We start from the raw sequence: 23,202 nt of genomic DNA, 5'->3' as shown, positions 1-23,202 counted from the left end.
ATGCGCGTACTGATCGCACCGGACAGCTTCGGCGGGACGTTGAGCGCCGCGGACGCCGCTTCGGCCATCGCGGAGGGGTGGCGGGCGGGGGCGCCGTCGACTGATCTGGTGCTGCGCCCGCTGGCCGACGGGGGTACGGGCTTCCTGGACGTCCTGTCGACCGTGCTGTCCGGGGACGTGCACCGCGTCTCGGTCACCGGGCCGGCCGGAACGCCGGTGTCCGCGCGGTGGCTGGCGGTCGGGGACACCGCGTACCTGGAGATGGCCGAGGCCGCGGGCCTGCACCTGGTCGCGCGCGCCGACCGGCCCGCGCTAGCCGAGCACGCGACCACCTTCGGCGTCGGCGAGCTCCTCGCGGCGGCGCGCGACGCGGGGATGCGGCGGGCCGTGCTGGGTCTCGGCGGATCGGCGACCACCGACGGCGGGTCCGGTTTTCTCGCCGCTCTCGGTGCCGTGCCCGTGGCCGAGGACGGTGCACCCGTCCCGCCGGGAGGCACCGCGCTGGCCGGGTGCGCCCGGCTCGACGGCACGCCCGACGTCGGCTCGCTGAGCCTGGTCGCGGCGGCTGACGTGGAGAACCCGCTGCTCGGCCCGCACGGCGCGGTGCACACGTTCGGGCCGCAGAAGGGGGCCGACAAGGCGGCCGAGGAACGGCTCGAACGCGCGATGACGCACTGGGCCGACGTGCTGGCCACCCTGGGCAAGGACGTGCGGGACGAGCCGGGGGCGGGAGCGGCCGGTGGACTCGGGGCGGCGTTGCTGGCCCTGGGCGCGCAGCGGGTGTCGGGGGCCGGGCTGGTGCGGGAGCTGACCGGCCTCGACCAGGCCGTGGCGACGGCGGACCTGGTGATCACCGGGGAGGGCAGCTTCGACTGGCAGTCCCTGCGGGGGAAGCTGGTGACATCGGTGGCCGAGGTGGCGGCTGCGCGCGGGGTGCCGGTGCTCGTGCTGGCCGGTCAGGTGGCGGTGGGCCGTCGGCAGGCGGCGTCGGTCGGCGTGGAAGCGATGTATTCGGTGACTGAGCACGCCGGTTCGGTCGAGGCTTCGATGGCCGATCCGGCGGGCACCCTCACGGCGTTGGCCCAGGACGTCGCGGCCGAGTGGTCGCGCCGGTAGGGGTCTGTGCCGGACATCACCGGGTCGGCGGGGCCGCCCGCACCCCGGCCGGTGTGACACCATGGACCGAGAACGGGAACAAACCGGCGACGGGTCCGGTTACGTTGGACGGAAGATCGTCGCCGAGAAGGAGAGCCATGACCACCGCTCAGGACGCGACCGGGACCACCGAGGCGGCCACGCACGGCGTGACCCTGACCGACGCCGCGGCGGAGAAGGCCAAGGCGCTGCTCGACCAGGAGGGCCGCGACGACATGCACCTGCGCATCGCCGTCCAGCCGGGCGGTTGCGCGGGTCTGCGTTACCAGCTGTTCTTCGACGAGCGCACGCTCGACGGCGACCTCATGCGTGAGTTCGGCGGCATCAACGTGGCCGTCGACCGGATGAGCGCGCCGTACGTCGAAGGCGCCGTGATCGACTTCGTCGACACCATCGAGAAGCAGGGCTTCACGATCGAGAACCCGAACGCCAGCGGCTCCTGCGCCTGCGGCGACTCGTTCCACTGATCGCTGAACACCCTGCTCGCTGGACACGAGGAAGCCCCCGCCTTCGGGCGGGGGCTTTCGTGTGTTCGGGCCATGCCCTGAATGGCGCATACAGGGCGTTGAGTGCCCCGAATGGGACATTCAGGGCTCAGACGTACTCGTCCAGGCCCTTGACCTGGTCGAGGTTGCCCTCGCTGACCTGCCACGCGGTGGCGGCGACCGGGAGGTCGGCCGGGCGGAAGGTGTCACGGAACGTGGTGGGCAGCTGTGCGCAGTCGTCGATCAGCTCGCCGATGGAATCGGCTTCGGGTGTGGTCACCCATCGACCGTAAGGCCGTTCGGCGGAGATCGACAGCCTTACCCTTGGGTAGTGTTCGGTAACGGCGGGGGCCGTACCCGAACGGGTGGCCCGACCACGACTCGAAGGAGCCACCGGTGCCCGTTGCCGTGACCGGAAGCATCGCGACCGACCACCTGATGCACTTCCCCGGGCGGTTCGCCGACCAGTTGATGGCCGACCAGCTGCACAAGGTCTCGTTGAGCTTCCTGGTCGACGACCTGGTGGTCCGTCGCGGTGGCATCGGCGCCAACGTGGCCTTCGGCATGGGCGTGCTGGGCCTGCGCCCGATCCTCGTCGGGGCGGTCGGCCCGGACTTCGCCGACTACCGGTCCTGGCTGGAGCGCCACGGCGTGGACTGCGGCGGCGTCAGGGTCTCGGAGGTCGCCCACACCGCCCGCTTCGTGTGCACCACGGACGACGACATGAACCAGATCGCGTCGTTCTACGCCGGCGCGATGGCCGAGGCGCGCCTGTGCGAGCTGCACCCCATCGAACAGCGCAGTGGCGCGCTCGACCTGGTGCTGATCTCCCCGGACGACCCCGAAGGCATGCTGCGCCACGCCCGCGAGTGCCGTGAGCGCGGCTACCGCTTCGCCGTCGACCCGTCGCAGCAGCTGGCCCGGATGGAGGGCGAGCACATCCGCGAGTTCGTCACCGGCGCGGAGTTCCTGTTCAGCAACTCCTACGAGTGGGACCTGCTGCTGAAGAAGACCCGCTGGTCGGAGGAAGAAGTCCTCGACCGCGTGGGCATGCGCGTGACGACGCTGGGCGACAAGGGCGTCGAGCTGGTCGGCAAGGACGGCACCGTGCTGCACGTGGCGGCCGTGCCGGAGTACCGCAAGGCCGACCCGACGGGCGTCGGCGACGGCTTCCGCGCCGGCTTCCTGTCCGCGCTCACGCAGGGGCTCGGCCTGGAGCGCAGCGCGCAGCTCGGCTCGTACATCGCGGTGCTGGTCCTGGAGACCGTCGGCACCCAGGAGTGGGCGTTCGACCGCGCCGACGCCCTCGCCCGCTTGGAGGCCGCCTACGGCCCCGAGTCGAGCGCCGAAATCGCGGCCATCCTGCCCGGAAACTAATCGAACAAGTGTTCCATTTCCGCAGGTCAGAGGGTAAAATGGTGGTGGTCGGGGGGAGCTGACGACCGGGATGGAGCGTGCCGCGTGGACCGGGTTTCGATCACCGCTACGTCGTTTCTGGACTACGCGCTGGGTGGCCAGCGTGGGCGGGTGCAGGTGGTGAACGCACAACGGAGCATCTATCGGGCGGAAGAGTTGCGGGGGAGGGCGTTCTACCAGCCGATCCGTCATGCGCTGCGGGAGGCGGTGGGGGCCGAGGAGCCGGCGAAGGTGCTGGACGCGGCCGTCCGGTCCGCGACGCGGCAGGGGCAGGCGAGGGCCTTCGAGGAGATCGCCGAGGGGTTCCTGCCGTGGTTGCGGCGCCAGCGGGCGGTCGCCGTGCCGGTGACGTCGGGATCGTGGTCACTCGGCGAGCTGGACCTGTCCGTGCGCCCGGATCTTGGGTTGCGCGGGCGCGACGGCAGCACGATGGCGGTGCTGGCGTACTTCAAGGAGCCGGTGCTGACCCGCGAGGTCGCCATGATCGGCGTGCGGATCATGCAGCAGTCGCTGGGCCCGGACGTGCGCGCGGTCGTGCTGGACACCAGGCGCGGCAAGCACTTCTCGTGGACCGCACGGACCAACGCGCAGAACCTGGACGCGTTGATCGCCGGCGAGGTGGCCGGATATGTGACGCATTGGCGGCTGGTGGCCTGATGATGAACGCATGCGTCTCGCTGATCTGACCGTTCCGGACACCGCAGCGGCGGCGGCTGCCCGTGAGGTGGCCGCCGCCTACTGCTCGCCGGCCCTGTTCAACCACTCCGTGCGCGCGTACTTGTTCGGGGTCGTCTACGCCCGCACGAACGCGATCGCGATCGACCACGAACTGCTCTTCGTGGCCGCCATGCTGCACGACCTGGGGCTCGTCGCGCCGTTCGACAGCCACCGGGTCGACTTCGAGTACGCCGGCGGGCACGTGGCGTGGGTCTTCGGCGCCGGCGCGGGCTGGCCGGCGGAGCGCAGGCAGCGGGTCGCGGACGTGATCATCGCGCACATGGTGGACGTGCCCCCGACGATCGATCCCGAAGGACACGTCCTCGGGGAGTCCACAGGAATCGACATCTCCGGCCGTGGGGTGGACGTCGTCGCCGAGGTCAAGGACGAGGTGCTGGCCGCATACCCGCGCCTGGACCTGGTGACGGAGTTCCTGGCGTGCTTCGCCGACCAAGCCGAACGCAAACCCGACAGCACGGCCGGCGTGGCCATGCAGCGTGGCTTCGCCGCCCGCGTCTCGGCGAACCCGCTGGATTGGCCGAAGGCCAACGGGTGATCCTTTCGGGTTGCATCCTTTTGCAGAGGTTTGCACCACCGCCGCAGCGCCCTAGTTTGTGAGGCATGGGAAGCAAACCCGCCCCGGCCGGCTATCGCGAACTCGGCGCAGCGTTGCGGAAACTGCGCAAGGAAGCCGGCTTGACCGGTCGTCAGGCCGCCTTCCGGTCCGGCTGGGACCCGACCAAGATCTCGCGCATCGAGTCCGGCCAGGTCCACCTGGACGTTGCCGCGGTGTGCTGGTACCTGGGCAAAATCCAGGCCCCACACGACGAAGCAGTGCCGCTGATCGACCGGTGCCGACAGATACGGCACAACCCAGGCTTCTGGCTCACCGCACACGGTGAGCGGATCCCGGATGTGTTCAGTTCGCTGCTCTATCACGAGTCAACGGCGAACGGTGTCACGAACTACGAGGCGCAGACTATTCCGGGCTTGCTCCAGACCGATGGCTATGCCCGGACGATAATCGGCGAAAACATCAGCTACACCAAGGATGATGTCGAGTCGAGCGTGGCTGTAAGGATCGGCCGCAGCTGGGTGCTCGGTCGCAACGACTGTCTGTTCGACTTCTACATTCACGAACAGGCGCTTCGAACGATTGTCGGCAACACGGCCATCATGGCGGAGCAATTGCTCGCGCTTACCTTGCTGGCTGCCGCTCCGAACGTGACGGTGCGGGTGGTACCGGGTTCGATCGGCGAGCACCCGGCCCTGCTCGGCTCGTTCCGAGTCTACGAGTTCGAAGAGCACGAGCCGCTCGTTCACTTGGACCACGCCACCGTGGCTTCCTTCTGGTTCGAAGATCGGGACTTCGTCGAGCCCTACCGCAAGCTCGTGCGCTACCTCACCGATGTCGCATCGAGCGTGGAAGAATCTCGGTCGTTCATCGCCGCTTTGGCGGACGATTACGACCGAGGGAGCAGCGGGCATGGACTCCACGTCGTGGAGGAAGAGCAGCCATAGCGGTAGCGATGGCGCCAGCAACTGTGTAGAGGTCGCGTGGCGGAAAAGCAGCTTCAGCGGTAGCGCCGGGAACGGCGACTGCGTGGAAGTGGCGCTCGATCACGTCGAAGCAGCCGTGCGTGACTCCAAGAACTCCGCCGGGCCTCGGCTCTCTGTCCCATACGAGGCCTGGCGGTCCTTCCTCACCACCATCCAGCCCTGAACTCCGCCGGGCCTCGGTCCTTCCCAGCTGAGGCCCGGCGATCCTGTTCCTAGAGCTTGACCGGGTAGCGCGGCTCCGCGATCCGGCGCCGCACGACGAGGGGAGCAGCACTCATGGATTCCACCCAGTGGAGGAAGAGCACCTTCAGCGGTAGCGCCGGAAACGGCAGCTGTGTCGAGGTCGCGTGGCGCAAGAGCACCTTCAGCGGTGATACCGGCAACAGCAACTGCGTAGAAGTGGCGCTCGGCCAGCTCGAAGCGGCCGTGCGTGACTCCAAGAACTCCGCCGGGCCTCGGCTCTCTGTCCCCTACGAGGCCTGGCGGTCCTTCCTCACGACGATCCAGCCCTGAACTCCGCCGGGCCTCGGTCCTTCCCAGCTGAGGCCCGGCGGTCCTGTCCCCGAAGCTCGAACCGCTACAGCTTGACCGGGTAGTGGGGCTCGGGGATGCGCGGCCGCACGGTGCCCTCGATGAAGATCCCGTGCCACAGCATGAACACCAGCAGCGCCCAGATCCGCCGGCTGTGGTCCACGTTGCCGTCGCGGTGGTCGTCGAGCATCCGCAGGATGGCCTGCTTGTCCAGCAGCTCATCGGTCTGCGACTTGATGATGATGTCGCGCGCCCAGTCGTACATCTCCGCCTTGAGCCAGTGGCGGATCGGCACCGGGAAGCCGAGCTTGCGGCGGTTGAGCACGTGCGCGGGGACGATCCGCTTCATCGCCTGGCGCAGCGCGTACTTCGTGGTCTCCTTGGTGATGCGCTCGTCGATCGGGATCCGCGAGGCGATCTTGAACACCTCGGGGTCGAGGAACGGCACGCGCAGCTCGAGCGAGTTCGCCATCGTCATCTTGTCGGCCTTGACCAGGATGTCGCCGCGCAGCCACGTGAACAGGTCCACGTGCTGCATGCGGGTGACCGGGTCCCAGTCCTCCGACACCTGGTACCAGGGCGCGGTCACGTCGCGGTGCCCGATCCGGTCGTCGAACGTGCGCAGGACGCTGCGCAACTGGTCGTCGCGGAAGATGCGGGCGTTGCCGTAGTAGCGCTCCTCCAACGGCAGCGACGCCCGGCGCAGCAGGTCCTTGCCGCGAGTGCCCTCGGGGATCTTCGTGGAGACCTTGCCCATGGCCTTGCGCAGCGCGCCCGGCACCTTTTCGAAGGCGGCCAACGAAATCGGCTCGCGGTAGATCGTGTACCCGCCGAAGAGCTCGTCGGCGCCCTCGCCGGACAGCACGACCTTCACGTGCTTGCGTGCCTCGCGCGCGATGAACCACAAGGGAACCAGCGCGGGGTCGGCCACCGGGTCGTCGAGGTACCAGACGATCAACGGCAGCGCGTTCATCATCTCCTCGGGGGTCACCGTCCGGACGACGTGCCGCACCCCGATCGCCGCCGCCGACTCGGCGGCGACGTCGACCTCCGAGTAGCCCTGCCGCTCGAAGCCCGTGGTGAACGTCACCAGGTCCGGGTTGTAGTCGCGGGCCAGCGCCGCGATGGCCGTGGAGTCGATGCCGCCGGAGAGGAACGAGCCGACCGTCACGTCCGCGCGCATGTGCTTGGCCACCGAGTCGCGCAGGACCTCGGCGATCTCGTCGTAGAGGCGCTCCTGCTCGGCCTCCCCGGACACGCTGCGCGCGTGGAACTCGGGGAAGAAGTAGCGCTTGGTGCGCACCCGCCCGCCCGGCTCCACGAAGAACGACGTGCCCGACTCGATCCGGCGGATCTGCTGGTGCAGCGTCTCGGGCTCCGGCACGTACTGCAGCACCAGGTAGTGCTGCAACGCCTTGCGGTCGAGCTGCTGGCGGATGCCCATCGCGCGGGTCAGCTGCAGCAGGCTCTTCTTCTCGCTGGCGAACGCGACCCCGCCGGGACCTTCCTGGAAGAACAGCGGCTTGATGCCGAACGGGTCCCGCGCGCCGAAGAGGACCCGGCGCTGCTGGTCCCAGATCAGGAACGCGAACATGCCGCGCAGCCGCGCCACCGCGTCCGGGCCCAGGTAGTGGAACGCGGCGACGATGGTCTCCCCGTCGCCGTCGGTCGCGAACCGGGCGCCGAAGCGTTCCTGCAGCTCCGCGCGCAGCTCGAGGTAGTTGTAGATCTCGCCGTTGAACACCAGGGCGTACCGGTTCGGCGCCTCGGGCGGGCCCCACAGCAGCGGCTGGTGGGCGTGCTCGATGTCGATCATCGACAGCCGGTTGAAACCGAACGCGACCTCACCGCCCGACCAGGCGCCGCCCGGCTCGTCCGGGCCGCGGTGGCGCTGGCAGCGCATGGCCGCGACGACATCGGCCCGCGCCGCGTTGGCTTCGGCGGGGGAGTTGGTGACCAGGCCAAGCAGTCCGCACACGCTTGTCGAACACCTCTCGGATCGGCTGGGCTCACGCTCGTCGAACGACGTCCCAGTATGCCTTCCGCCGCGGCGCGTCCCGGCATCGGCAGGTGTGAGCAAAACCCGATCACCCCTGCAAGGTGTGACCCGCCTCGCTCGGATAGGCTCCGCCGTGACTTCAGGCTGCGCATGGCCCGAGGTCGGCGCACGATGCTGGTCGAGGAGGAGTCGCGCAGTGAGGAAGCAGCGCACCGCGAGTACGCAGGCGGGACGAGTGGCGAAGCTGCTCGGCCTGGTCGCACTTGTCGGTCTGGCCGCCACCGGCTGCTCCGGTGACGAGGTCCTGCGGTTCGGCTGGCCGGTGGGTGTCACCGCCGAAGCCGACCGGATGCGCGACCTGTGGACCTGGTCGGTCGTCGCGGCTCTGGCCATCGGCGTCATCGTGTGGGCGCTGATCCTCTGGCCGGTCATCGCGCACCGCAAGCGTGGCGACGAGCTGCCCCGGCAGTTCCAGTACAACCACGGTCTCGAGTGGATCTACACCGGCGTGCCGGTGATCATCGTGGTGGTGCTGTTCGCGTTCACCACGTCCGCCCAGAACTTCGTCAACGCCGAGACGCGCGACCCCGACGTCACCGTCGACGTGCTCGCCTCCCAGTGGAACTGGAGCTTCGGCTACATCGATGTCAAGGGCTTCCAGGGCAGCAAGGGCAGCGCGCCCGTCGCCCCGGACGGCGAGATGGTGCGCACCGTCGGCAACCCGGCCGAGATCCCGATGCTGGTGCTGCCGGTGAACAAGCGCATCGAGTACCGCCTGCACTCCAAGGACGTCATCCACTCGTTCTTCGTGCCGGAGTTCCACTTCAAGCGGGACGTCTTCCCGTTCCCGGAGAAGAACAACCAGGACTCGACGTTCCAGAACACCATCGACCGCACCGGCTCCTTCGTCGGCCGCTGCGCGGAGCTCTGCGGGACCTACCACTCGCAGATGAACTTCGAGGTCCGGGTGCTGCCCGACGACGTGTTCACCCAGTACGTGCAGCTGCGCACCCAGACGAACCCGCAGACGAACCGGCCTTACACGGCTCCGGAAGCGCTGGCCAAGCTCAACTGCGGCGAGCTGTGCACGCCGCACGCGGTCACCACCACGCCGTTCAACACCGACCGCACGGCTCGCAACCCATCCGGCTGAGCAGGCCAGGACGTTCGGGCGATGAAGGATTGCGAGAAGCGAGGAAACCATGAAGGTTGAGGCACGGATCTTCCTGTCGATCACCGGCTTCTGCCTGCTTGCCGCGGTCGGCTACGCGGTGTGGTCGCAGCTCGACCAGGGCTTCGTCGAGCCGGTCGGCACGATCGGCCTGCTGCTGACCATGAGCCTCGCCATGATCGTCGGCACGTACTTCCAGTTCGTCGCCCGGCGCGTCGAGCAGCGCCCGGAGGACAACCCGGGCGCCGAGGTCAGCGACGGCGCCGGTGAGCTGGGCTTCTTCAGCCCGGGCAGCTACTGGCCGGTCGCCCTCGCGGCCGCGGCCGGGGTCGCGGCCATCGCGACCGCGTTCTGGCAGGTGTGGCTGCTCGTGGTCGGCATCGTGCTGGTGCTCCTCGCCGTCGGCGGCCTCGTCTTCGAGTACCACATCGGCCCCAACCGCGACTGAATCCGCCGGCCCGAATGTTCGGGTCTGGTTCGGGGATCGGCGTTGAGCTGGTAGCCCCTGGGTCGGCCTGACCAGACTCGGGGCATGACCGAACTCGACGAGCACGCCGCGGTGCGGCGCCTGATCGACCGGTTCGGCTTCGGGGCCAAGCCCGGCGCGCTCGCCAAGGCGCAGGACGCCGGGTTCGCGACGACCCTCGACGCGGTCCTGGCCCCCGGCACGGACCCGGGCGCCCAGGCGACGCCCGTGCCCGAGCTGGGGCCCGAGCCCGAGAAGCCGAGCAAGAAGCAGCCGGACCCGCAGGCCAAGAAGCGGGCCAAGCAGGAGCTCAAGAAGCAGTCGGCGGCGATCACCGAGTGGTGGCTCGACCGCATGGCCGCGACCGACGCGCCGCTGGTCGAGCGGATGACGTGGTTCTGGCACGGCCACTTCGCCACCAGCAACCAGAAGGTGCGCAGCGCGCGGCTCATGCTCGCGCAGAACGAGACGTTCCGGCGCCTGGGCCGCGGCGATTTCGGTGCCCTGGCCCACGCCATGATCGTCGACCCGGCCCTGCTGGTGTGGCTCGACGGCCAGAAGAACAAGGTCGGCGCGGCCAACGAGAACCTCGGCCGCGAGTTCATGGAGCTCTTCAGCCTCGGTATCGGCAACTACTCCGAGACCGACGTGCGCGAGGCGTCGCGCGCGCTGACCGGGTGGCTGGTCGACCGGGACGCGGGCAAGGCGCGGTTGGTGCCCCGCAGGCACGACACGAAGGACAAAACGGTGCTGGGCCACACCGGCAACCTCGACGCGTCGTCCTTTGTGGACATCCTGGTCGCGCACCCGGCGTCGCCGCGGTTCATCGCCGGGCGCCTGTGGGCGCGGCTCGTGTCGGCGACTCCGCCGCCCCCGGACGTGCTGAACCGGCTGGTCGCCGCGTACGGGCCGGGGCACGACATCACCGCTCTGCTGCGGGCGATCGCGTCCGAACCGGCCTTCAAGGACAGCGCGACCACGCTGGTGAAGCAGCCGGTGGAGTGGCTCGTCGGACTGTTGCGTGGGCTTGGGCTGCGGCCGTCCCAACTGCCCGAGAAGACGAAGCTCCGGGTGCTCGCCGGGTTGCGCGGGATGGGCCAGATCCCCTTCCTGCCACCGAGTGTGGGTGGCTGGCCGTCGGCGGCGTCGTGGCTGACCACGGCCGCCGGCCTCGCCCGCGTGCAGACCGCCCGGCTGCTGACCGAGGCGTCGAAGGTGCCGGACGGCACGGACGCCGATGCCGCCGCGCGGTTGCTCGGCGTCGACAAGTGGAGCGACCGCACGCGCGCCGCGTTGGCGAAGGTGTCCGGGAAGGACCTCGTCGCGGTGGCCGCGGCTTCGCCCGAATACGTCGTGAGCGGATAGGAGAGCCGGAATGGACCGCTTGACCCGCCGCCGTTTCCTGACGCTGACCGGCGTGACGGCCGCCGGCGCGCTCGCCGTCGGGGCGACCCAGGTGAACTGGGACGACCTGCTGACCGCGGCGCAGACCGACCCGCTCGACCCGTCGGCCGGGGTGCTCGTCGTCGTCACGCTCTACGGCGGCAACGACGGGTTGAACACGCTGATCCCGGCGTCCAACCCGGCCTACCAGAACGCCCGGCACGACCTCGCCTACCAACCGAACGAGGTCCTCGACCTGGGTGAGGGGCTCGGCCTGAACCCCGGGATGAAGGGGATGGCCGGGTTGTGGCACGACCAGAAGCTCGCGGTCGTGCGCGGGGTCGGGTACCCCAAGCCCGATCACAGCCACTTCCGGTCGATGGCCATCTGGCAGACGGGGTCGCCGGACACGCAGGCCAAGACCGGCTGGCTCGGGCGGTGGCTCGACGAGACCGGTGACGACCCGTTGCGCGCGTTGTCCGTGGAGCCGGTGCTGCCGCCGTTGCTGGCCGGGGAGAAGACGGCTGGGGCTTCGCTGCCCAACGGTGGTCTGCACCTGCCGACCGGGAAGTTCGGTGAGGCGGTGCGGGCGCTCGGGGCCGCGTCACCGGACGAGCTCCCCGATCAGGCCCGCGCCGCGAAGTCGATCGCCGACCTGTACGAGGCGGCGAAGGTGCTGAACGGCGCGTCGTCCCCCGACGACCCGGACTCGGAAGACGACCAGGAACGGCAGAACGGCGCGTCCGCGGGTGGGCGCGGTGCCCTTGGCGCACAACTGGACCTGGTCGCCGGGTTGGTGGAGGCGGGGGTGCCGACGCGGGCGTATTCGGTGTCACTGGGCGGTTTCGACACGCACGCCGATGAGCGGGGGACCCAGCAGCGGTTGCTGACCGAACTGGACGCCGCTGTGACGCCGTTCGTCCAGCGGATGCGCAGGACCGATCGCGGCAAGAACGTGGTCGTGCTCGTCTACTCGGAGTTCGGGCGACGGGTGGCGGCCAACGCCTCCGAGGGCACCGACCACGGCACCGCGGGGACGATGTTCCTTGCGGGAGAACGGGTCCGCGGCGGCTTCCACGGCGAGGAGCCCAGTCTCACCGATTTGGACAACGGGGACCTGAAGGAGACCACGGACTTCCGCTCGGTCTACGGCACGCTGATCGAGAAGGTGCTGGGATCTGATGCCGGGCCTGTGTTGCCCGGGTACCGGGACCGGTTGGACTCGGTGCTGGTGTAGTGCTGGCGCGCGCCCGGACGAGGTTGAGGGGGCGGTCTGCTCGGTCGCTTGGTCCCTGCGTTGCCGGGTAGCGGTTGCGTTGTCGGTCCTGTTGCGCTTCCGCGGTGGGGGTGGCGGGCGGGGGCGGTCGGCCTTCGGGAGGATGGGCGAGGCGGACATTTGAGCTGTTGGGGAGTCGAAGTGTCGGGTGGGCAGGAGCGCGGGGTGACGCCGGACCAGGACGTAGAGGAACCACTGCTTCTCTTCGAGACGGAACTCTCGGTGCGCCAGGCGTGGTGGGGGATCTGGTTCTTCGTCGCGTTCGGGGCGTTGTGCTGGATCGCCGCCGGCATCAAGGTGTCGCCGGTGTGGTTCGCCGGTCTCCTGCCCGCGGCTTTCGCGGCTTGGGCCAACGTGAACCTGCGCAACGTCGTCACGGTGACCCAGGAGCTCAAGTGGATCCTGCTCGCGGTGGCCGGCCTGGTTGTCGACTACGGCGCCTTGTTCGTGTTCCTCAAGACGCAACGCTGAGCAGGTTCAGGCGAGTTCCGTCGACCGGGCGGCCCAGCGGCCCAGCAGATCCGCGGCCGCACCCGTGTCGATGGCGGCGGCCGCCTGGTCCAGGCCTGCGGCCAGCTCCTTGGTCAGGTCGACGCCGAGGGAGCCGTGCATGCCGCGGTAGGCAGCGATGGCGCCCGCGGCGTTGATCAGGACCGCGTCGCGGACCGGGCCCGGGCGGCCGGCCACCAGGGCGCGGACGACCTCGGCGTTCACCGCCGCGTCGCCGCCGACCAGGTCGGCGGCCTGGGCTGGTTCGACGTTCAACGCCCTCGGGTCGATGGTGGTCTTGTGAACCTGGCCACCCGCCACCACCCACGCCGTCGTCGTGGTCGTGGTGGTGATCTCGTCGAGGCCGTCGTCGCCGCGGACCACCAGGGCACTGCTGCCCCGGCTCGCGAAGACCTCCGCCAGGACGGGGGCCAGGCGCTCGTGGGCGCAGCCGACCAGGCCCGAGCCCGGCTGGGCCGGGTTCGTCAGCGGCCCCAGCACGTTGAACGCGGTGGGGATGCCCAGCTCGCGGCGGGTCGGGCCGGCGTGGCGGAAGGCCGGGTGGAAGCGGGGCGCGAAGCAGAAGCCGATGCCGAGCTCGGCCACGCAGGTTCGCACCGCCGCCGGAGCCAGCTCGAGCGCGATGCCGAGTGCCTCCAGCACGTCCGCGGAACCGCAGTTGGACGAAGCCGAGCGGTTGCCGTGCTTCACCACGGGCACGCCGGCGGCCGCGGTGACGAGGGCCGCCATCGTGGAGATGTTCACACTGCCGGACTGGTCACCGCCGGTGCCGACGACGTCGACCGCGTCGCCGCTGATGTCGACGCGGGTCGCGTGGGTGAGCATGCCCTCGGCCAGGCCCGCGACCTCGGCGGGCGTCTCACCCTTGGCGCGCAAGGCAACCACGAAGCCCGCGATCTGCGCGGAGGTGGCGTCGCCGGACATGATCTTGTCCATGGCCCAGCGGGTGTCGTCGGCGGCCAGGTCGGCGCCGGCGATCAGGCTGTTGAGCAGCCCGGACCAGCTCCGCGGCCCGGTTGCGCTCATCCCCGGACGGCGAGACGGTCCGACCGCAGCACGTCGGCGATCGTCTCGGCGGCGGTGAGGGGGTCGAGCGGGTGCACGAGCACCGCGTCGGCCTGCGACCACGTGGCCAGCCAGCGGTCGTCCTTGCGGCGCACGGCCACGACGATCGGCGGGCAGTCGTCGATCTCGTTCTTGAGCTGGCGGCAGAGGCCGAGGCCACCGGTGGGCTGGGCCTCACCGTCGAGGATGGCCAGGTCGACACTGCCCGCGTCCATGGCCATCAGCACCTCGGAGATGTTGCCGACCTCCTGGTAGACCACGCGGCCCACGTCCGCGGCGGGGCGACGGCCGACCGCTGTGATGATCGTCTCGCGCACCTCCGGCCGGTGGCTGAACACGAGGATCTTGCGCGGCTCGCTCATCGGGACAGCCCTTCGACAACTCGACCGGGGACGTACGCGGGCCATCGTATCGACCGCCACAGCGGCGCCCCGGCGCGGGTTACCGGGCTGGTCAAGCGCGTCGTGACCTGCGAAGAAGCGATCATGACCAGGGTGCGCGCACCACCCGGACGGCCCAGTCGGCGGTGTGACCCACACGATGCTCGACCCGACCAAGCCGGGGTGCGGTTAGCAAGACATAATGCGACGCGTGACAACGGCAGCCCCCAACATCAGCCAGCGCGTGCACTCGCTGAACCGGCCGAACATGGTCAGCGTCGGCACCATCGTCTGGCTGTCCAGTGAGCTGATGTTCTTCGCCGGCCTCTTCGCCATGTTCTTCACGGTGAAGGCGCAGACGCCCGGCGAGTGGCCGCCGCCGCCCGCCGAACTGGACGTCTGGGGCTGGTCGGTCTGGTTCACGATCATCCTCATCGCGTCGTCCGTGACCTGCCAGCTCGGCGTGTTCGCGGCGGAGAAGGGCGACGTCTACGGGCTGCGGCGCTGGTACGCGCTGACCCTGCTGATGGGCGCGATCTTCATCTTCGGCCAGGCCGTCGAGTACTACAAGCTCGTCGTCGACCACCACACCACGCTGTCGTCGTCGGCGTGGGGCACCGTGTTCTACCTGACGACCGGGTTCCACGGCTTGCACGTGACCGGCGGGCTCATCGCCTTCGTCTACCTGATGATGCGCACGAAGATGAGCAAGTTCACGCCGGCACAGGCCACCGCCGCGATCGTCGTGTCGTACTACTGGCACTTCGTCGACGTCGTCTGGATTGGCCTCTTCATCTGCGTCGAGCTGCTCAAGTGAGCACCACGGCACCGACAGAGCGCACGAACTGACAGCAAGGGTTGCCGCGAGAATGACCACCAAGAAGATCCTCGAACCGGGTGAGGAAAAGCCGGTCTCGAAGCGTGCGCGCTCCACGAAGCTGCGCCGCAAGCTGACCCGGTTCGTCGCGCTCGGTTTCGCGCTCGTCGTCGTCGGGATGCTCTACAGCGCGTTCGCGCCGACCCCGCAGACCGCGCAGGCGCAGGGCGACCCGGCACTGGTCCGGCAGGGCCAGAAGCTCTACGAGGACTCCTGCATCTCCTGCCACGGCGCGAACCTCGAGGGCGTCAAGGACCGCGGTCCCAGCCTGATCGGCATCGGCAGCGCGGCGGTCTACTTCCAGACCTCGACCGGCCGGATGCCCGCCCAGATGCAGCAGGCGCAGAACGAGCGCAAGCCCGCGTTCCTCAAGCCGGACGAGATCGCCGCGGTGAGCGCCTACGTGCAGGCGCACGGCGGCGGCCCGCAGCTGCCCGCCGAGCACGGCGAGGCGCTGGTGGGCGACAACCCGGCCGCCGGTGGCGACCTGTTCCGCCTCAACTGCGCGTCCTGCCACAACTTCACCGGGCGCGGCGGCGCGCTCTCCTCGGGCAAGTACGCCCCGACGCTCGACGGCGTCACCGAGGAAGAGATCTACGCCGCGATGCTGACCGGCCCGCAGAACATGCCGAAGTTCTCCGACCGCCAGCTCACCCCGGACGAGAAGAAGAACATCATCGCCTACGTCAAGTCGGTGACCGACGGCAACAACAACCCCGGTGGCAACCCGATCGGCGGGCTCGGCCCGGTGCCCGAGGGCATGATCGTGTGGATCGTGGGAATTGCCGCAGTAATAGGCGTGACGCTGTGGATCGGAGCCAAGGCATGAGTGCCGACGAGCGGCAGCTGCCCACGGAGGCAGAGCTCGCCGAGATGAGCCGCGACGAGCTGGTCCAGCTCGGCATGAAGATGGACGGCGTGGAGATCATCTCCTACGACGACCCGTGGCCGGTCAAGGGCACCCGCGCCGAGAAGCGCGCCGAGCGCCTCGTCGCGCTCTGGTTCCTGATCGCGGCGATCGCCGGGCTCGCGTTCATCGGCGTGTTCATCGCGTGGCCGTGGAAGTACGCGGCCCCCAGCAGCGGTGACTACGGCCTGTACTCGCTCTACACGCCGCTGCTCGGTCTGACCCTCGGCCTGGCCGTGGTCGGTGTCGGCGTCGGCGCCCTGCTCTACACCAAGCGGTTCATCCCGCACGAGGTGATGGTCCAGGACCGCCACGACGGTCGGTCGCCCGAGATCGACCGCCAGACCATCGTCGCCGAGCTCGCCGACGCGGGTAGCCGCAGCGGCATCGCCCGCCGGTCGCTGATCAAGCGCACCGCGGGCCTCGGCGCCGGCGTGATGGGCCTGGGCATCGGCATCTTCGCCGTCGGCGGCCTGGTCAAGAACCCGTGGGCGAACTCGGACAACGAGAACGGCCTCTGGCACACCGGCTGGCTCGAGACCGGTGGCGAGCGTGTGTTCTTGCGCACTGACACCGGCGACCCGCACGAGGTCAAACTGGTCAGCCCGGACGACATGTCCGCGGGCGCGATGATGACCGTCTTCCCGTTCCGGGAGAGCGAGCGCAAGGACCCGGAGAAGCTCTCGGAGGCGCTCACCCGCTCGGACAACCCGGTGATGTTGATCCGCCTGCGCCCCGAGGACGCCGCGAAGGTCATCAAACACGCAGGTCAAGAGGACTACAACTTCGGCGACTACTACGCCTACACCAAGGTGTGCAGCCACCTCGGCTGCCCGACCTCGCTGTACGAGCAGCGGACCAACCGCATCCTCTGCCCGTGCCACCAGTCGCAGTTCGACGCCCTGGAGTACGGCAAGCCGATCTTCGGCCCGGCGACCCGCAAGCTGGCCCAGTTGCCGATCGCGGTCGACGAATCGACCGGATTTTTCTACGCTAAAGGTGACTTCAACGAAGCCGTGGGTCCGGCGTTCTGGGAGCGTAAGTCATGAGTGGTATCACGACCCCCACGAAGCCGAACACCCTTGCGTCCCGGGCGGCGGCCGGCACCGCGAACTGGGTCGACGACCGGTACCACCCGGCCGGCGGTCTGCGCAGGCAGCTGAACAAGGTCTTCCCGACGCACTGGTCGTTCCTGCTCGGCGAGATCGCGCTGTACAGCTTCATCGTCCTGCTGCTGTCGGGCACCTACCTGGCGCTGTTCTTCGACCCGTCGATGATGGAAGTCACCTACAACGGGTCGTTCGACAACCTGCGCGGCCTCGAGATGTCGCGGGCCTACGAGACCGCGCTGAACCTCTCGTTCGACGTGCGTGGCGGCCTGTTCGTGCGCCAGGTGCACCACTGGGCCGCGCTGCTGTTCATGGCCGCGATCGTGGCCCACATGTTCCGCGTGTTCTTCACCGGCGCGTTCCGCAAGCCGCGTGAGGTCAACTGGGTCATCGGCGTCAACCTGTTCCTGCTCGGCGCCACCGAGGGTTTCGCGGGCTACTCACTGCCCGACGACCTGCTCTCCGGTGCGGGCCTGCGGATCATGTCCGGTCTGATCATGTCGATCCCGATCATCGGGACGTGGATCCACTGGCTGCTGTTCGGCAGCGAGTTCCCGGGCGTGGACATCATCCCGCGGCTCTACACCGCCCACATCCTGCTGCTCCCCGGCATCCTGCTGGCGCTGATCGCCGTGCACGTCGGCTTGGTGTGGTACCAGAAGCACACCCAGTTCCCGGGCGTGCGGCGCAAGGAGACCAACGTCGTCGGCGTGCGCATCATGCCGGTGTTCGCGGTCAAGGCCGGTGGCTTCACCGCCGTCGTGATCGGCGTCATCGCGCTCATGGGTGGGCTCTTCCAGATCAACCCGATCTGGAACTTCGGGCCCTACAACCCGGCGCACATCTCGGCGGGCACCGTGCCCGACTGGTACATGGGCTGGACGGACGGCCTGCTGCGGCTCTGGCCGTCGTGGGAGGTCTACCTCGGGAACTACATGATTCCCGCGCCGTTCTTCCCGTTCATGATGGGTCTGCCGCTGCTGGGCGGCGTTGCCATGGTCTACCCGTGGATCGAACGCAAGCTGTCCAAGGACCGGGCGCACCACAACCTGTTGCAGCGCCCGCGTGACGTGCCCGTGCGCACCAGCCTCGGCATGATGGCGATCACGTACTTCATGGTCTCGCTGATGTCCGCGGGCAACGACATCATGGCCGACAAGTTCAACATCTCGTTGAACGCGACCACGTGGATGGGCCGGATCGGGCTGCTGATCCTGCCGCCGATCGCGTACTTCGTGACGTACCGGATCTGCATCGGCTTGCAGCGTTCGGACCGCGCGGTGCTCGAGCACGGCATCGAGACCGGCATCATCAAGCGGCTCCCGCACGGTGAGTTCATCGAGGTGCACCAGCCGCTGGGCCCGGTCGACGACCACGGCCACCCGATCGCGCTGGAGTACCAGGGCGCCCCGGTGCCGAAGAAGATGAACAAGCTCGGCTCGGCGGGTTCGCCGCGGCCTGGTTCGCTGCTCACGCCCGACCCGGAGTCGGAGACGCTCGCGCTGGCCAGGGCCCGCGCGAACGGCCACGGCGGCGGTGGTCCGGCCGAGATCGACACCGGCGACGATCCGAGCAAGGAGCTCTGAGCGTTTCCACCACCCGAAGCGGCACCCCACGGCTGGGGTGCCGCTTCGGTGCGTTTAGCCTGCCTCGGTGATCCGAGCGAGGCGCATCGCGGCCGTGCTCGCCGCCGTGCTGACTGTGTTGTCCTCGGCGGCGTGCGGGCTCGACGACCCGACCGTGAGCAGCGGCGCGGACCGGCCGACCACCGCGGCCACGGTGCCGGTGGGCACGTCGTCGGCACCGGCCAAGTCGTCGGCGTCGGCTTCGGCCAAGCCGACCACGACCAAGGCCAAGCCCAAGCAGGACTGCCCGTACCCGGACTCCGGGTTCGACTGCGACCTGCAGCGCCGGTTCAAGGCCGCTGAGGCGTACGTGGCGAAGCGGCCCGGCACGGTGGGGATCGTGGTCCGGGACCGGCAGACGGGCGCTGTGTGGCGCAACGAGCACGCGGACGAGCACGTGTGGACGGCGTCGACCATCAAGCTGGCGATGACCGTGAACCTGCTGCTGCGCGATCGCGACGGCGACATCACGCTCACCGCGGGCGACAAGGGCCTGATCGAGCGGATGCTGCACAGCTCCGACGACGAGGCCGCGGACAGCCTGTGGTTCAAGTACGCGGGCAGCGACCACATGGCGTTCAACAACGCCTTCCCGCAGTACGGCATGAAGTCGGTGTTGCCGCAGCGGGGATTCACGAAGTTCTACCCGTACTGGGGCTTCCAGAAGTGCACGCCGGAAGACCTCGACGGGCTGATCAACTACGTGCTGGGCAAGCTGCCGTCGGACCTGCGCGGCTACATCGTGCCGAAGATGCGCGCGGTGGCCGCGAACCAGCAGTGGGGCGTGTGGGGCGCGGGATCGGCCGCGCAGCCGGGCAACAAGGACGGCTGGTCCGAGGAGCAGGGCGGCTGGGTGATGAACTCGGTCGGCTTCGTCGGGCCGGGGGAGCGGTACACGCTGGCCGTGATGAACAGCCTGAAAGGCGAGGGCGGCTACGACGAGGGCCAGGCCACCGACACCCAGGTGGCCGCCCTGATCTTCAAGGGCCGCTTCTGACCGCCTTCGATCGCGCCGAACGCCGTTCGTGGTCGGGCAAGGCCGACGCCTATGCCGCGAGTTTCGCTGAGTTGTGCGCGCACCCGGTGCCGGCGTTGCTGGACGTGGCCGCGGTCCAGCCGGGTGCCGGTGTGCTGGACGTCGGCGCCGGAACCGGCGCCGTGGCGGCCGCGGCCCGAGCGCGCGGCGCCTCCGTGGTAGCCGTGGACGCCGAACCCGACATGACCGCGTGCGTGGCCGACCGGCTGCCCGGGGTCGCGACGGTCTGCGCGGCGTTGCCGGAGCTCCCGTTCGCCGACGAGGCGTTCGACGCGGTGGTAGGCAACTTCGTGGTCAACCATGTCGGCCGGCCGCGGCACGCGGTTGCCGAACTGCGCCGGGTGACCCGGTCGGGCGGGCGCGTCGCGGTGACCGTGTGGGCCGCGCCCGCTGCGGCTGGACAGGCGTTGCTGGGCCGGGCGGTCGCGGCGGCGGGGGTCGCGGGTGGCGCTGTCTTGGGACTCGACCCGGCAGATGACTTTCCACGCACACCAGCGGGTTTCGCCGCTGTGCTCCGTGGCGCAGGCCTTGCCGGCGTGCGATGCCAGGCTGTCGAATGGGCGCACCGGACCACCGTCGAGCGGTGGTGGCGTGGACCGGCCGAAGGGCTTGCCGGCGTCGGGCGACTGCTGGCGGGGCTGACCGCCGCCGAGGTCGTTCGGGTCGAGGCCGCCTACCGGCGGCTGTGCGGCGGATTCACGGCACCGGATGGCACCCTGGTGTTGCCACACCGGGCGTTGCTCGCCCATGGTCGTGCTTGACGGTCAGTCGCCGATCGCGAAGGCCTCGTCGGTGTCGCGCCGGGAGAACGACCGGAACGCGATGTGGGTGGCTGTCTCGAGCACGCCGGGCACCTTGCTGATGCCCCCGGGCACGATGCCGGCGAGGTCCTCGTGCCGCTCGAAGCCGAGGACCGCGATCAGGTCGACGTCGCCCGCGCAGGAGTAGACCTCCTTCACCCCGTTGATGTCCGCGATCGCTTGCGCGGTCTCGGGAATGCTCTCCGCGGCCGCCTTGATCAGCACGAAGGCCGTGATCACTGGTCGTCTCCTCGCTGTCGGTGCGCCCCAGCGTACGAGCCTCGTCGTTGGTCGGCGCACGCCGGCCATCGGCCACGGCGTGAACCGGCGCCTACGCGGGTTTGACCGGCTGTCGCAGGATCGTCTTGAGCTTGGCGGGTGGGGTGCGTCGTGCGTCGCTGAGGTAGATCTCGTGGTGGTCGCCGTTGAAGGCGAGGCCGTGCTCGGGCAGGTACTGGTTGTGCAGGCGATCCAGGGTGGGCGTCTCGTCGTCGTAGGAGCCGACGTGCAGGATCTGGACGCTGGTTCCCTCGGTCATGGTGTGCAGGCGAACGGCGTCGATCGCCGGGGGTGCCTTCTTCTTCGCGACGTCGTCGATCGCCGACCGGACCATCTCCTCGGTGATCCACGTGGGCTGGCTGATCAGCATGGTCCACTCCCACGCCTGCTTGTCCCGCGACAGGAACACCGCCGGGTCGTCGGCCCGCCACAACCCTTCCAGCGGGCCCACCACGAAGTCCCGGTCGAGCGTGCGCTTGCTCGCGAACTTCAGCGTGTAGGCCACCCCGTACAACGCCTCGATCGCCTGCGCGTACGCGGCCGAGGTGTTCGGATCGCCCTGGCCGTCGACCGCGAGGTAGCGGAACTCGGGCACGTCGACGACCGCGAACTCCTTCGCCGACGGGGCGTAGAGCTGCCTGTGGGCCTTCTTGACGTCGTACTTGTCCACGTGATCTCCAGTGCTCACTCGGAAGTGGTGCGTTGTCTGGGCACCGCCGCCTCGGCGCGGGCGAGCCAGCTGCGCCACCGGCCGGCCGACCGGACCGGCTGCCACCAGGGCTCCGACGTCTGCACGAGGCGGGTGCCGGGCTGGTCGAGCCAGCGCAACACCACCCCTAACTCCTCCGGCGACGCACCTCGCAACGGGTCGTCGCTGGGCAGCACCGTCTCCGCCGCCGCCACCAGTTGGGCCACCACCGGCATCGGCCGCACCCCGCGCGGGGCCACGCCGGCCGACGCCAGGCGGCCATAGCGGATCACCGCGAAGAGCCAGCCGCCCTTGCCGTCGGAGCGGGCGGCGACCACCTCGGCCAGCGCCGCCAGCGAGCCCAGGCGCTGGGCCCGGTCGAGCGCACGCACCAGCACCGCTAACCGGTCCCGCTCCACGGCCGCCTGCTCGTAGCGCTGCGCCTGCGCCAGCACCTCCATCCGCGACGCCAGTTCCGCCAACGGCCGGGTGCGCAACCCGGCCACCAGCTCCTGCGCCGTCACCACGAACGGCGCGTACTCCTCGACGCTCTGCCGCCCGGCGCACGGCGCCTGGCACCGGTGCAGTTCCGCCAGGGCGCAAGGCTTCCCGGTCGGCCGGGTGGCCGAGATGCGTTGCGTGCACGGCCGGATCCCGGTGACCTCCTGCAGGGCCAGCACCACGTCGTCGGCCATGCGACGCGACCGGATGGGGCCCAGGGCGCCCGGGCGCGGGGTGCGGACGACCGACAGCCGCGGGAAGGGCTCGTCGGTCAACGTCAGCCACCACGAGTGGTTCGGGTTGCGCGACCGGCGGTTGTAGCTGGGCTTGTGCGCCGAGAGCAACCGCAGCTCGCGGACCTGCGCCTCCAACGGGTGCGCGCACGTCACGAAATCCACCCGCGAGGCCAGCGCCACCATCTCCCGCAGCCGCGGCCGGGTCTCGCTCGCGGTGAAGTACTGCCGCACCCGCCGCCGCAGGTTGGTCGCCGTGCCGACGTACAACACCTCCTCGCGCGGCCCCATGAACAAGTACACGCCCGGCTCCTCCGGCAGGTGCGCCGCCATGCCGCGCTTGCGCCGCTGGGTCGCGGTGACCTCGGGCAGGTAGTCCATCAGCTCTTCCAGCGACTGCACGCCGATCGAGCCGACCCGCTCCAGCAGGCCGTGCAGCACGTCGACGGTCGCGCGGGCGTCGGCCAGCGCCCGGTGGTTCGGCGTGGTCCTGGCGTGGAAGAGCTGTGCCAGCGCGGAAAGGCGGCAGCTGGGCGCCTCGTCGCGGGTGAGCACGCGGCGGGCCAGCTTCACCGTGCACACGACCGCGGGCTTCGGCCACGGGTAGCCGTAGCGCTTGCACGCCTCCTTCAGGAAGGTCATGTCGAACCCGGAGTTGTGCGCGACGAACACCGCGCCGGAGGCGAACTCCAGGAACGCGGGCAGCACGTGCTCGAACGTCGGCGCCGCGCTGACCATGGCGTCGGTGATGCCCGTGATCGACACGATCTCCGGCGGGATGCCCCGGCCCGGGTCGACGAGCGTGGCGAACTCGCCGAGCACCTCGCCGCCGCGCACCTTGACCGCGCCGATCTCGGTGATCGCGTCCTGCTCGGCGCTGCCCCCGGTCGTCTCCAGGTCGACCACCACGAACGTGGTGTCGCGCAGGGGCGTGCCCAGCTCGTCGAACGCGAGCTGGACCTGCGTGGTTTCGGATGCGGTCGTCATCACGGCGGACGCTAGAGCACCCCACCGACAGTTCCGCTGCGTAGGC

The 23,202-nt window shown here is 69.6% G+C and carries 26 protein-coding genes; 19 read left to right on the top strand and 7 right to left on the bottom strand.

Annotated elements, in window-relative coordinates:
- Positions 1 to 1,116: a glycerate kinase family protein gene (locus EV186_RS23110; protein WP_133851500.1), complete on the top strand. Its 1,116-nt coding sequence runs from the start codon at positions 1 to 3 to the stop codon at positions 1,114 to 1,116.
- Positions 1,117 to 1,253: 137 nt separating this feature from the next.
- A complete protein-coding gene (locus tag EV186_RS23105) occupies positions 1,254 to 1,622 on the top strand; it encodes a HesB/IscA family protein (RefSeq protein WP_133851499.1) in 369 nt (122 codons plus the stop codon).
- Between the two features lie 127 nt (positions 1,623 to 1,749).
- On the opposite strand, the gene EV186_RS39025 is transcribed toward EV186_RS23105, so the two are convergent.
- Positions 1,750 to 1,920 carry a hypothetical protein gene (locus EV186_RS39025; protein ID WP_166659291.1) on the bottom strand — a complete coding sequence of 57 codons (171 nt, stop codon included), beginning with the start codon at positions 1,918 to 1,920 and terminating at the stop codon, positions 1,750 to 1,752.
- 158 nt (positions 1,921 to 2,078) lie between these two features.
- Here EV186_RS39025 and EV186_RS23100 point away from each other — a divergent pair, with 158 nt between their 5' ends.
- The 6 genes from EV186_RS23100 (at position 2,079) to EV186_RS23075 (ending at position 5,846) form a co-directional block, all read left to right on the top strand.
- Positions 2,079 to 3,017: a carbohydrate kinase family protein gene (locus tag EV186_RS23100; protein WP_133852120.1), complete on the top strand. Its 939-nt coding sequence runs from the start codon at positions 2,079 to 2,081 to the stop codon at positions 3,015 to 3,017.
- 84 nt (positions 3,018 to 3,101) lie between these two features.
- A complete protein-coding gene (locus tag EV186_RS23095) occupies positions 3,102 to 3,713 on the top strand; it encodes a hypothetical protein (RefSeq protein WP_133851498.1) in 612 nt (203 codons plus the stop codon).
- A 10-nt stretch (positions 3,714 to 3,723) separates the two neighbouring features.
- The gene (locus tag EV186_RS23090) at positions 3,724 to 4,329 is read left to right on the top strand and encodes an HD domain-containing protein (protein ID WP_133851497.1); all 606 of its coding nucleotides are present in this window, start codon (positions 3,724 to 3,726) and stop codon (positions 4,327 to 4,329) included.
- Positions 4,330 to 4,394: 65 nt separating this feature from the next.
- Entirely contained in the window at positions 4,395 to 5,294 is a 900-nt protein-coding gene (locus EV186_RS23085) for a helix-turn-helix domain-containing protein (RefSeq protein ID WP_133851496.1), read from the top strand.
- Entirely contained in the window at positions 5,182 to 5,496 is a 315-nt protein-coding gene (locus tag EV186_RS23080) for a DUF397 domain-containing protein (RefSeq protein ID WP_341815345.1), read from the top strand. The genes EV186_RS23085 and EV186_RS23080 overlap by 113 nt, the downstream gene beginning before the upstream one ends.
- A gap of 113 nt (positions 5,497 to 5,609) precedes the next feature.
- Positions 5,610 to 5,846: a DUF397 domain-containing protein gene (locus EV186_RS23075; RefSeq protein WP_133851494.1), complete on the top strand. Its 237-nt coding sequence runs from the start codon at positions 5,610 to 5,612 to the stop codon at positions 5,844 to 5,846.
- A 64-nt stretch (positions 5,847 to 5,910) separates the two neighbouring features.
- On the opposite strand, the gene asnB is transcribed toward EV186_RS23075, so the two are convergent.
- Positions 5,911 to 7,842 carry an asparagine synthase (glutamine-hydrolyzing) gene (gene asnB / locus EV186_RS23070; protein ID WP_133851493.1) on the bottom strand — a complete coding sequence of 644 codons (1,932 nt, stop codon included), beginning with the start codon at positions 7,840 to 7,842 and terminating at the stop codon, positions 5,911 to 5,913.
- A gap of 217 nt (positions 7,843 to 8,059) precedes the next feature.
- On the opposite strand from asnB, the gene ctaC reads away from it, so the two are divergent.
- The 5 genes from ctaC (at position 8,060) to EV186_RS23045 (ending at position 12,630) form a co-directional block, all read left to right on the top strand.
- The gene (gene ctaC / locus EV186_RS23065; protein ID WP_243754221.1) at positions 8,060 to 9,016 is read left to right on the top strand and encodes an aa3-type cytochrome oxidase subunit II; all 957 of its coding nucleotides are present in this window, start codon (positions 8,060 to 8,062) and stop codon (positions 9,014 to 9,016) included.
- 49 nt (positions 9,017 to 9,065) lie between these two features.
- Entirely contained in the window at positions 9,066 to 9,482 is a 417-nt protein-coding gene (locus EV186_RS23060) for a cytochrome c oxidase subunit 4 (protein ID WP_133851491.1), read from the top strand.
- Positions 9,483 to 9,566: 84 nt separating this feature from the next.
- Complete coding sequence (locus tag EV186_RS23055; RefSeq protein WP_133851490.1) at positions 9,567 to 10,865, top strand: DUF1800 domain-containing protein; 1,299 nt, start codon at positions 9,567 to 9,569, stop codon at positions 10,863 to 10,865.
- 10 nt (positions 10,866 to 10,875) lie between these two features.
- Positions 10,876 to 12,120 carry a DUF1501 domain-containing protein gene (locus tag EV186_RS23050; protein ID WP_133851489.1) on the top strand — a complete coding sequence of 415 codons (1,245 nt, stop codon included), beginning with the start codon at positions 10,876 to 10,878 and terminating at the stop codon, positions 12,118 to 12,120.
- Positions 12,121 to 12,300: 180 nt separating this feature from the next.
- Positions 12,301 to 12,630, top strand: coding sequence for a hypothetical protein (locus tag EV186_RS23045; RefSeq protein ID WP_133851488.1), 330 nt, complete (start codon positions 12,301 to 12,303; stop codon positions 12,628 to 12,630).
- Positions 12,631 to 12,636: 6 nt separating this feature from the next.
- Here EV186_RS23045 and trpD read toward each other — a convergent pair whose 3' ends face one another.
- A complete protein-coding gene (gene trpD / locus EV186_RS23040; protein ID WP_133851487.1) occupies positions 12,637 to 13,695 on the bottom strand; it encodes an anthranilate phosphoribosyltransferase in 1,059 nt (352 codons plus the stop codon).
- The gene (locus EV186_RS23035; RefSeq protein WP_133851486.1) at positions 13,692 to 14,096 is read right to left on the bottom strand and encodes a hypothetical protein; all 405 of its coding nucleotides are present in this window, start codon (positions 14,094 to 14,096) and stop codon (positions 13,692 to 13,694) included. The genes trpD and EV186_RS23035 overlap by 4 nt, the downstream gene beginning before the upstream one ends.
- Before the next feature lie 220 nt (positions 14,097 to 14,316).
- Here EV186_RS23035 and ctaE point away from each other — a divergent pair, with 220 nt between their 5' ends.
- The 6 genes from ctaE (at position 14,317) to EV186_RS23005 (ending at position 20,429) form a co-directional block, all read left to right on the top strand.
- Positions 14,317 to 14,931, top strand: coding sequence for an aa3-type cytochrome oxidase subunit III (ctaE, locus tag EV186_RS23030; protein WP_208115763.1), 615 nt, complete (start codon positions 14,317 to 14,319; stop codon positions 14,929 to 14,931).
- A 52-nt stretch (positions 14,932 to 14,983) separates the two neighbouring features.
- Complete coding sequence (gene qcrC, locus EV186_RS23025; RefSeq protein ID WP_133851485.1) at positions 14,984 to 15,820, top strand: cytochrome bc1 complex diheme cytochrome c subunit; 837 nt, start codon at positions 14,984 to 14,986, stop codon at positions 15,818 to 15,820.
- Entirely contained in the window at positions 15,817 to 16,947 is a 1,131-nt protein-coding gene (gene qcrA / locus EV186_RS23020) for a cytochrome bc1 complex Rieske iron-sulfur subunit (protein WP_133851484.1), read from the top strand. The genes qcrC and qcrA overlap by 4 nt, the downstream gene beginning before the upstream one ends.
- Complete coding sequence (gene qcrB / locus EV186_RS23015; protein ID WP_133851483.1) at positions 16,944 to 18,593, top strand: cytochrome bc1 complex cytochrome b subunit; 1,650 nt, start codon at positions 16,944 to 16,946, stop codon at positions 18,591 to 18,593. The genes qcrA and qcrB overlap by 4 nt, the downstream gene beginning before the upstream one ends.
- A 67-nt stretch (positions 18,594 to 18,660) precedes the next feature.
- On the top strand, positions 18,661 to 19,629 hold the full coding sequence (locus tag EV186_RS23010) for a serine hydrolase (RefSeq protein WP_208115762.1): 969 nt from the start codon (positions 18,661 to 18,663) through the stop codon (positions 19,627 to 19,629).
- A gap of 86 nt (positions 19,630 to 19,715) precedes the next feature.
- Positions 19,716 to 20,429 (top strand): class I SAM-dependent methyltransferase, encoded by a 714-nt coding sequence (locus EV186_RS23005; RefSeq protein WP_208115761.1) that lies wholly within the window; start codon positions 19,716 to 19,718, stop codon positions 20,427 to 20,429.
- A 3-nt stretch (positions 20,430 to 20,432) separates the two neighbouring features.
- Here the strand turns inward: EV186_RS23005 and EV186_RS23000 are convergent, their stop codons facing one another.
- The 3 genes from EV186_RS23000 to EV186_RS22990 all read right to left on the bottom strand — a co-directional run bounded on the left by EV186_RS23000 (position 20,433) and on the right by EV186_RS22990 (position 23,156).
- On the bottom strand, positions 20,433 to 20,708 hold the full coding sequence (locus tag EV186_RS23000; RefSeq protein ID WP_133851482.1) for an Lrp/AsnC family transcriptional regulator: 276 nt from the start codon (positions 20,706 to 20,708) through the stop codon (positions 20,433 to 20,435).
- 91 nt (positions 20,709 to 20,799) lie between these two features.
- The gene (locus EV186_RS22995) at positions 20,800 to 21,435 is read right to left on the bottom strand and encodes a GyrI-like domain-containing protein (RefSeq protein WP_424983206.1); all 636 of its coding nucleotides are present in this window, start codon (positions 21,433 to 21,435) and stop codon (positions 20,800 to 20,802) included.
- The gene (locus tag EV186_RS22990; RefSeq protein WP_133851481.1) at positions 21,432 to 23,156 is read right to left on the bottom strand and encodes a DEDD exonuclease domain-containing protein; all 1,725 of its coding nucleotides are present in this window, start codon (positions 23,154 to 23,156) and stop codon (positions 21,432 to 21,434) included. Before EV186_RS22990 ends, EV186_RS22995 begins: the two co-directional genes overlap by 4 nt.
- Positions 23,157 to 23,202 lie beyond the last annotated feature (46 nt).

Source organism: Labedaea rhizosphaerae (assembly GCF_004362825.1).
Lineage (GTDB): Bacteria > Actinomycetota > Actinomycetes > Mycobacteriales > Pseudonocardiaceae > Labedaea > Labedaea rhizosphaerae.
Note: the sequence above shows the minus strand (reverse complement) of the source record. Positions and strands in the feature narration are given on the sequence as shown.

Coding starts and splice junctions, on each gene's coding strand:
- EV186_RS23110 (WP_133851500.1), top strand. CDS start 1: ATGCGCGTACTGATCGCACCGGACAGCTTCGGCGGGACGTTGAGCGCC.
- EV186_RS23105 (WP_133851499.1), top strand. CDS start 1,254: ATGACCACCGCTCAGGACGCGACCGGGACCACCGAGGCGGCCACGCAC.
- EV186_RS23100 (WP_133852120.1), top strand. CDS start 2,079: ATGCACTTCCCCGGGCGGTTCGCCGACCAGTTGATGGCCGACCAGCTG.
- EV186_RS23090 (WP_133851497.1), top strand. CDS start 3,724: ATGCGTCTCGCTGATCTGACCGTTCCGGACACCGCAGCGGCGGCGGCT.
- EV186_RS23085 (WP_133851496.1), top strand. CDS start 4,395: ATGGGAAGCAAACCCGCCCCGGCCGGCTATCGCGAACTCGGCGCAGCG.
- EV186_RS23080 (WP_341815345.1), top strand. CDS start 5,182: ATGTCGCATCGAGCGTGGAAGAATCTCGGTCGTTCATCGCCGCTTTGG.
- EV186_RS23075 (WP_133851494.1), top strand. CDS start 5,610: ATGGATTCCACCCAGTGGAGGAAGAGCACCTTCAGCGGTAGCGCCGGA.
- EV186_RS23060 (WP_133851491.1), top strand. CDS start 9,066: ATGAAGGTTGAGGCACGGATCTTCCTGTCGATCACCGGCTTCTGCCTG.
- EV186_RS23055 (WP_133851490.1), top strand. CDS start 9,567: ATGACCGAACTCGACGAGCACGCCGCGGTGCGGCGCCTGATCGACCGG.
- EV186_RS23050 (WP_133851489.1), top strand. CDS start 10,876: ATGGACCGCTTGACCCGCCGCCGTTTCCTGACGCTGACCGGCGTGACG.
- trpD (WP_133851487.1), bottom strand. CDS start 13,695: ATGAGCGCAACCGGGCCGCGGAGCTGGTCCGGGCTGCTCAACAGCCTG.
- EV186_RS23035 (WP_133851486.1), bottom strand. CDS start 14,096: ATGAGCGAGCCGCGCAAGATCCTCGTGTTCAGCCACCGGCCGGAGGTG.
- ctaE (WP_208115763.1), top strand. CDS start 14,317: ATGCGACGCGTGACAACGGCAGCCCCCAACATCAGCCAGCGCGTGCAC.
- qcrC (WP_133851485.1), top strand. CDS start 14,984: ATGACCACCAAGAAGATCCTCGAACCGGGTGAGGAAAAGCCGGTCTCG.
- qcrA (WP_133851484.1), top strand. CDS start 15,817: ATGAGTGCCGACGAGCGGCAGCTGCCCACGGAGGCAGAGCTCGCCGAG.
- qcrB (WP_133851483.1), top strand. CDS start 16,944: ATGAGTGGTATCACGACCCCCACGAAGCCGAACACCCTTGCGTCCCGG.
- EV186_RS22990 (WP_133851481.1), bottom strand. CDS start 23,156: ATGACGACCGCATCCGAAACCACGCAGGTCCAGCTCGCGTTCGACGAG.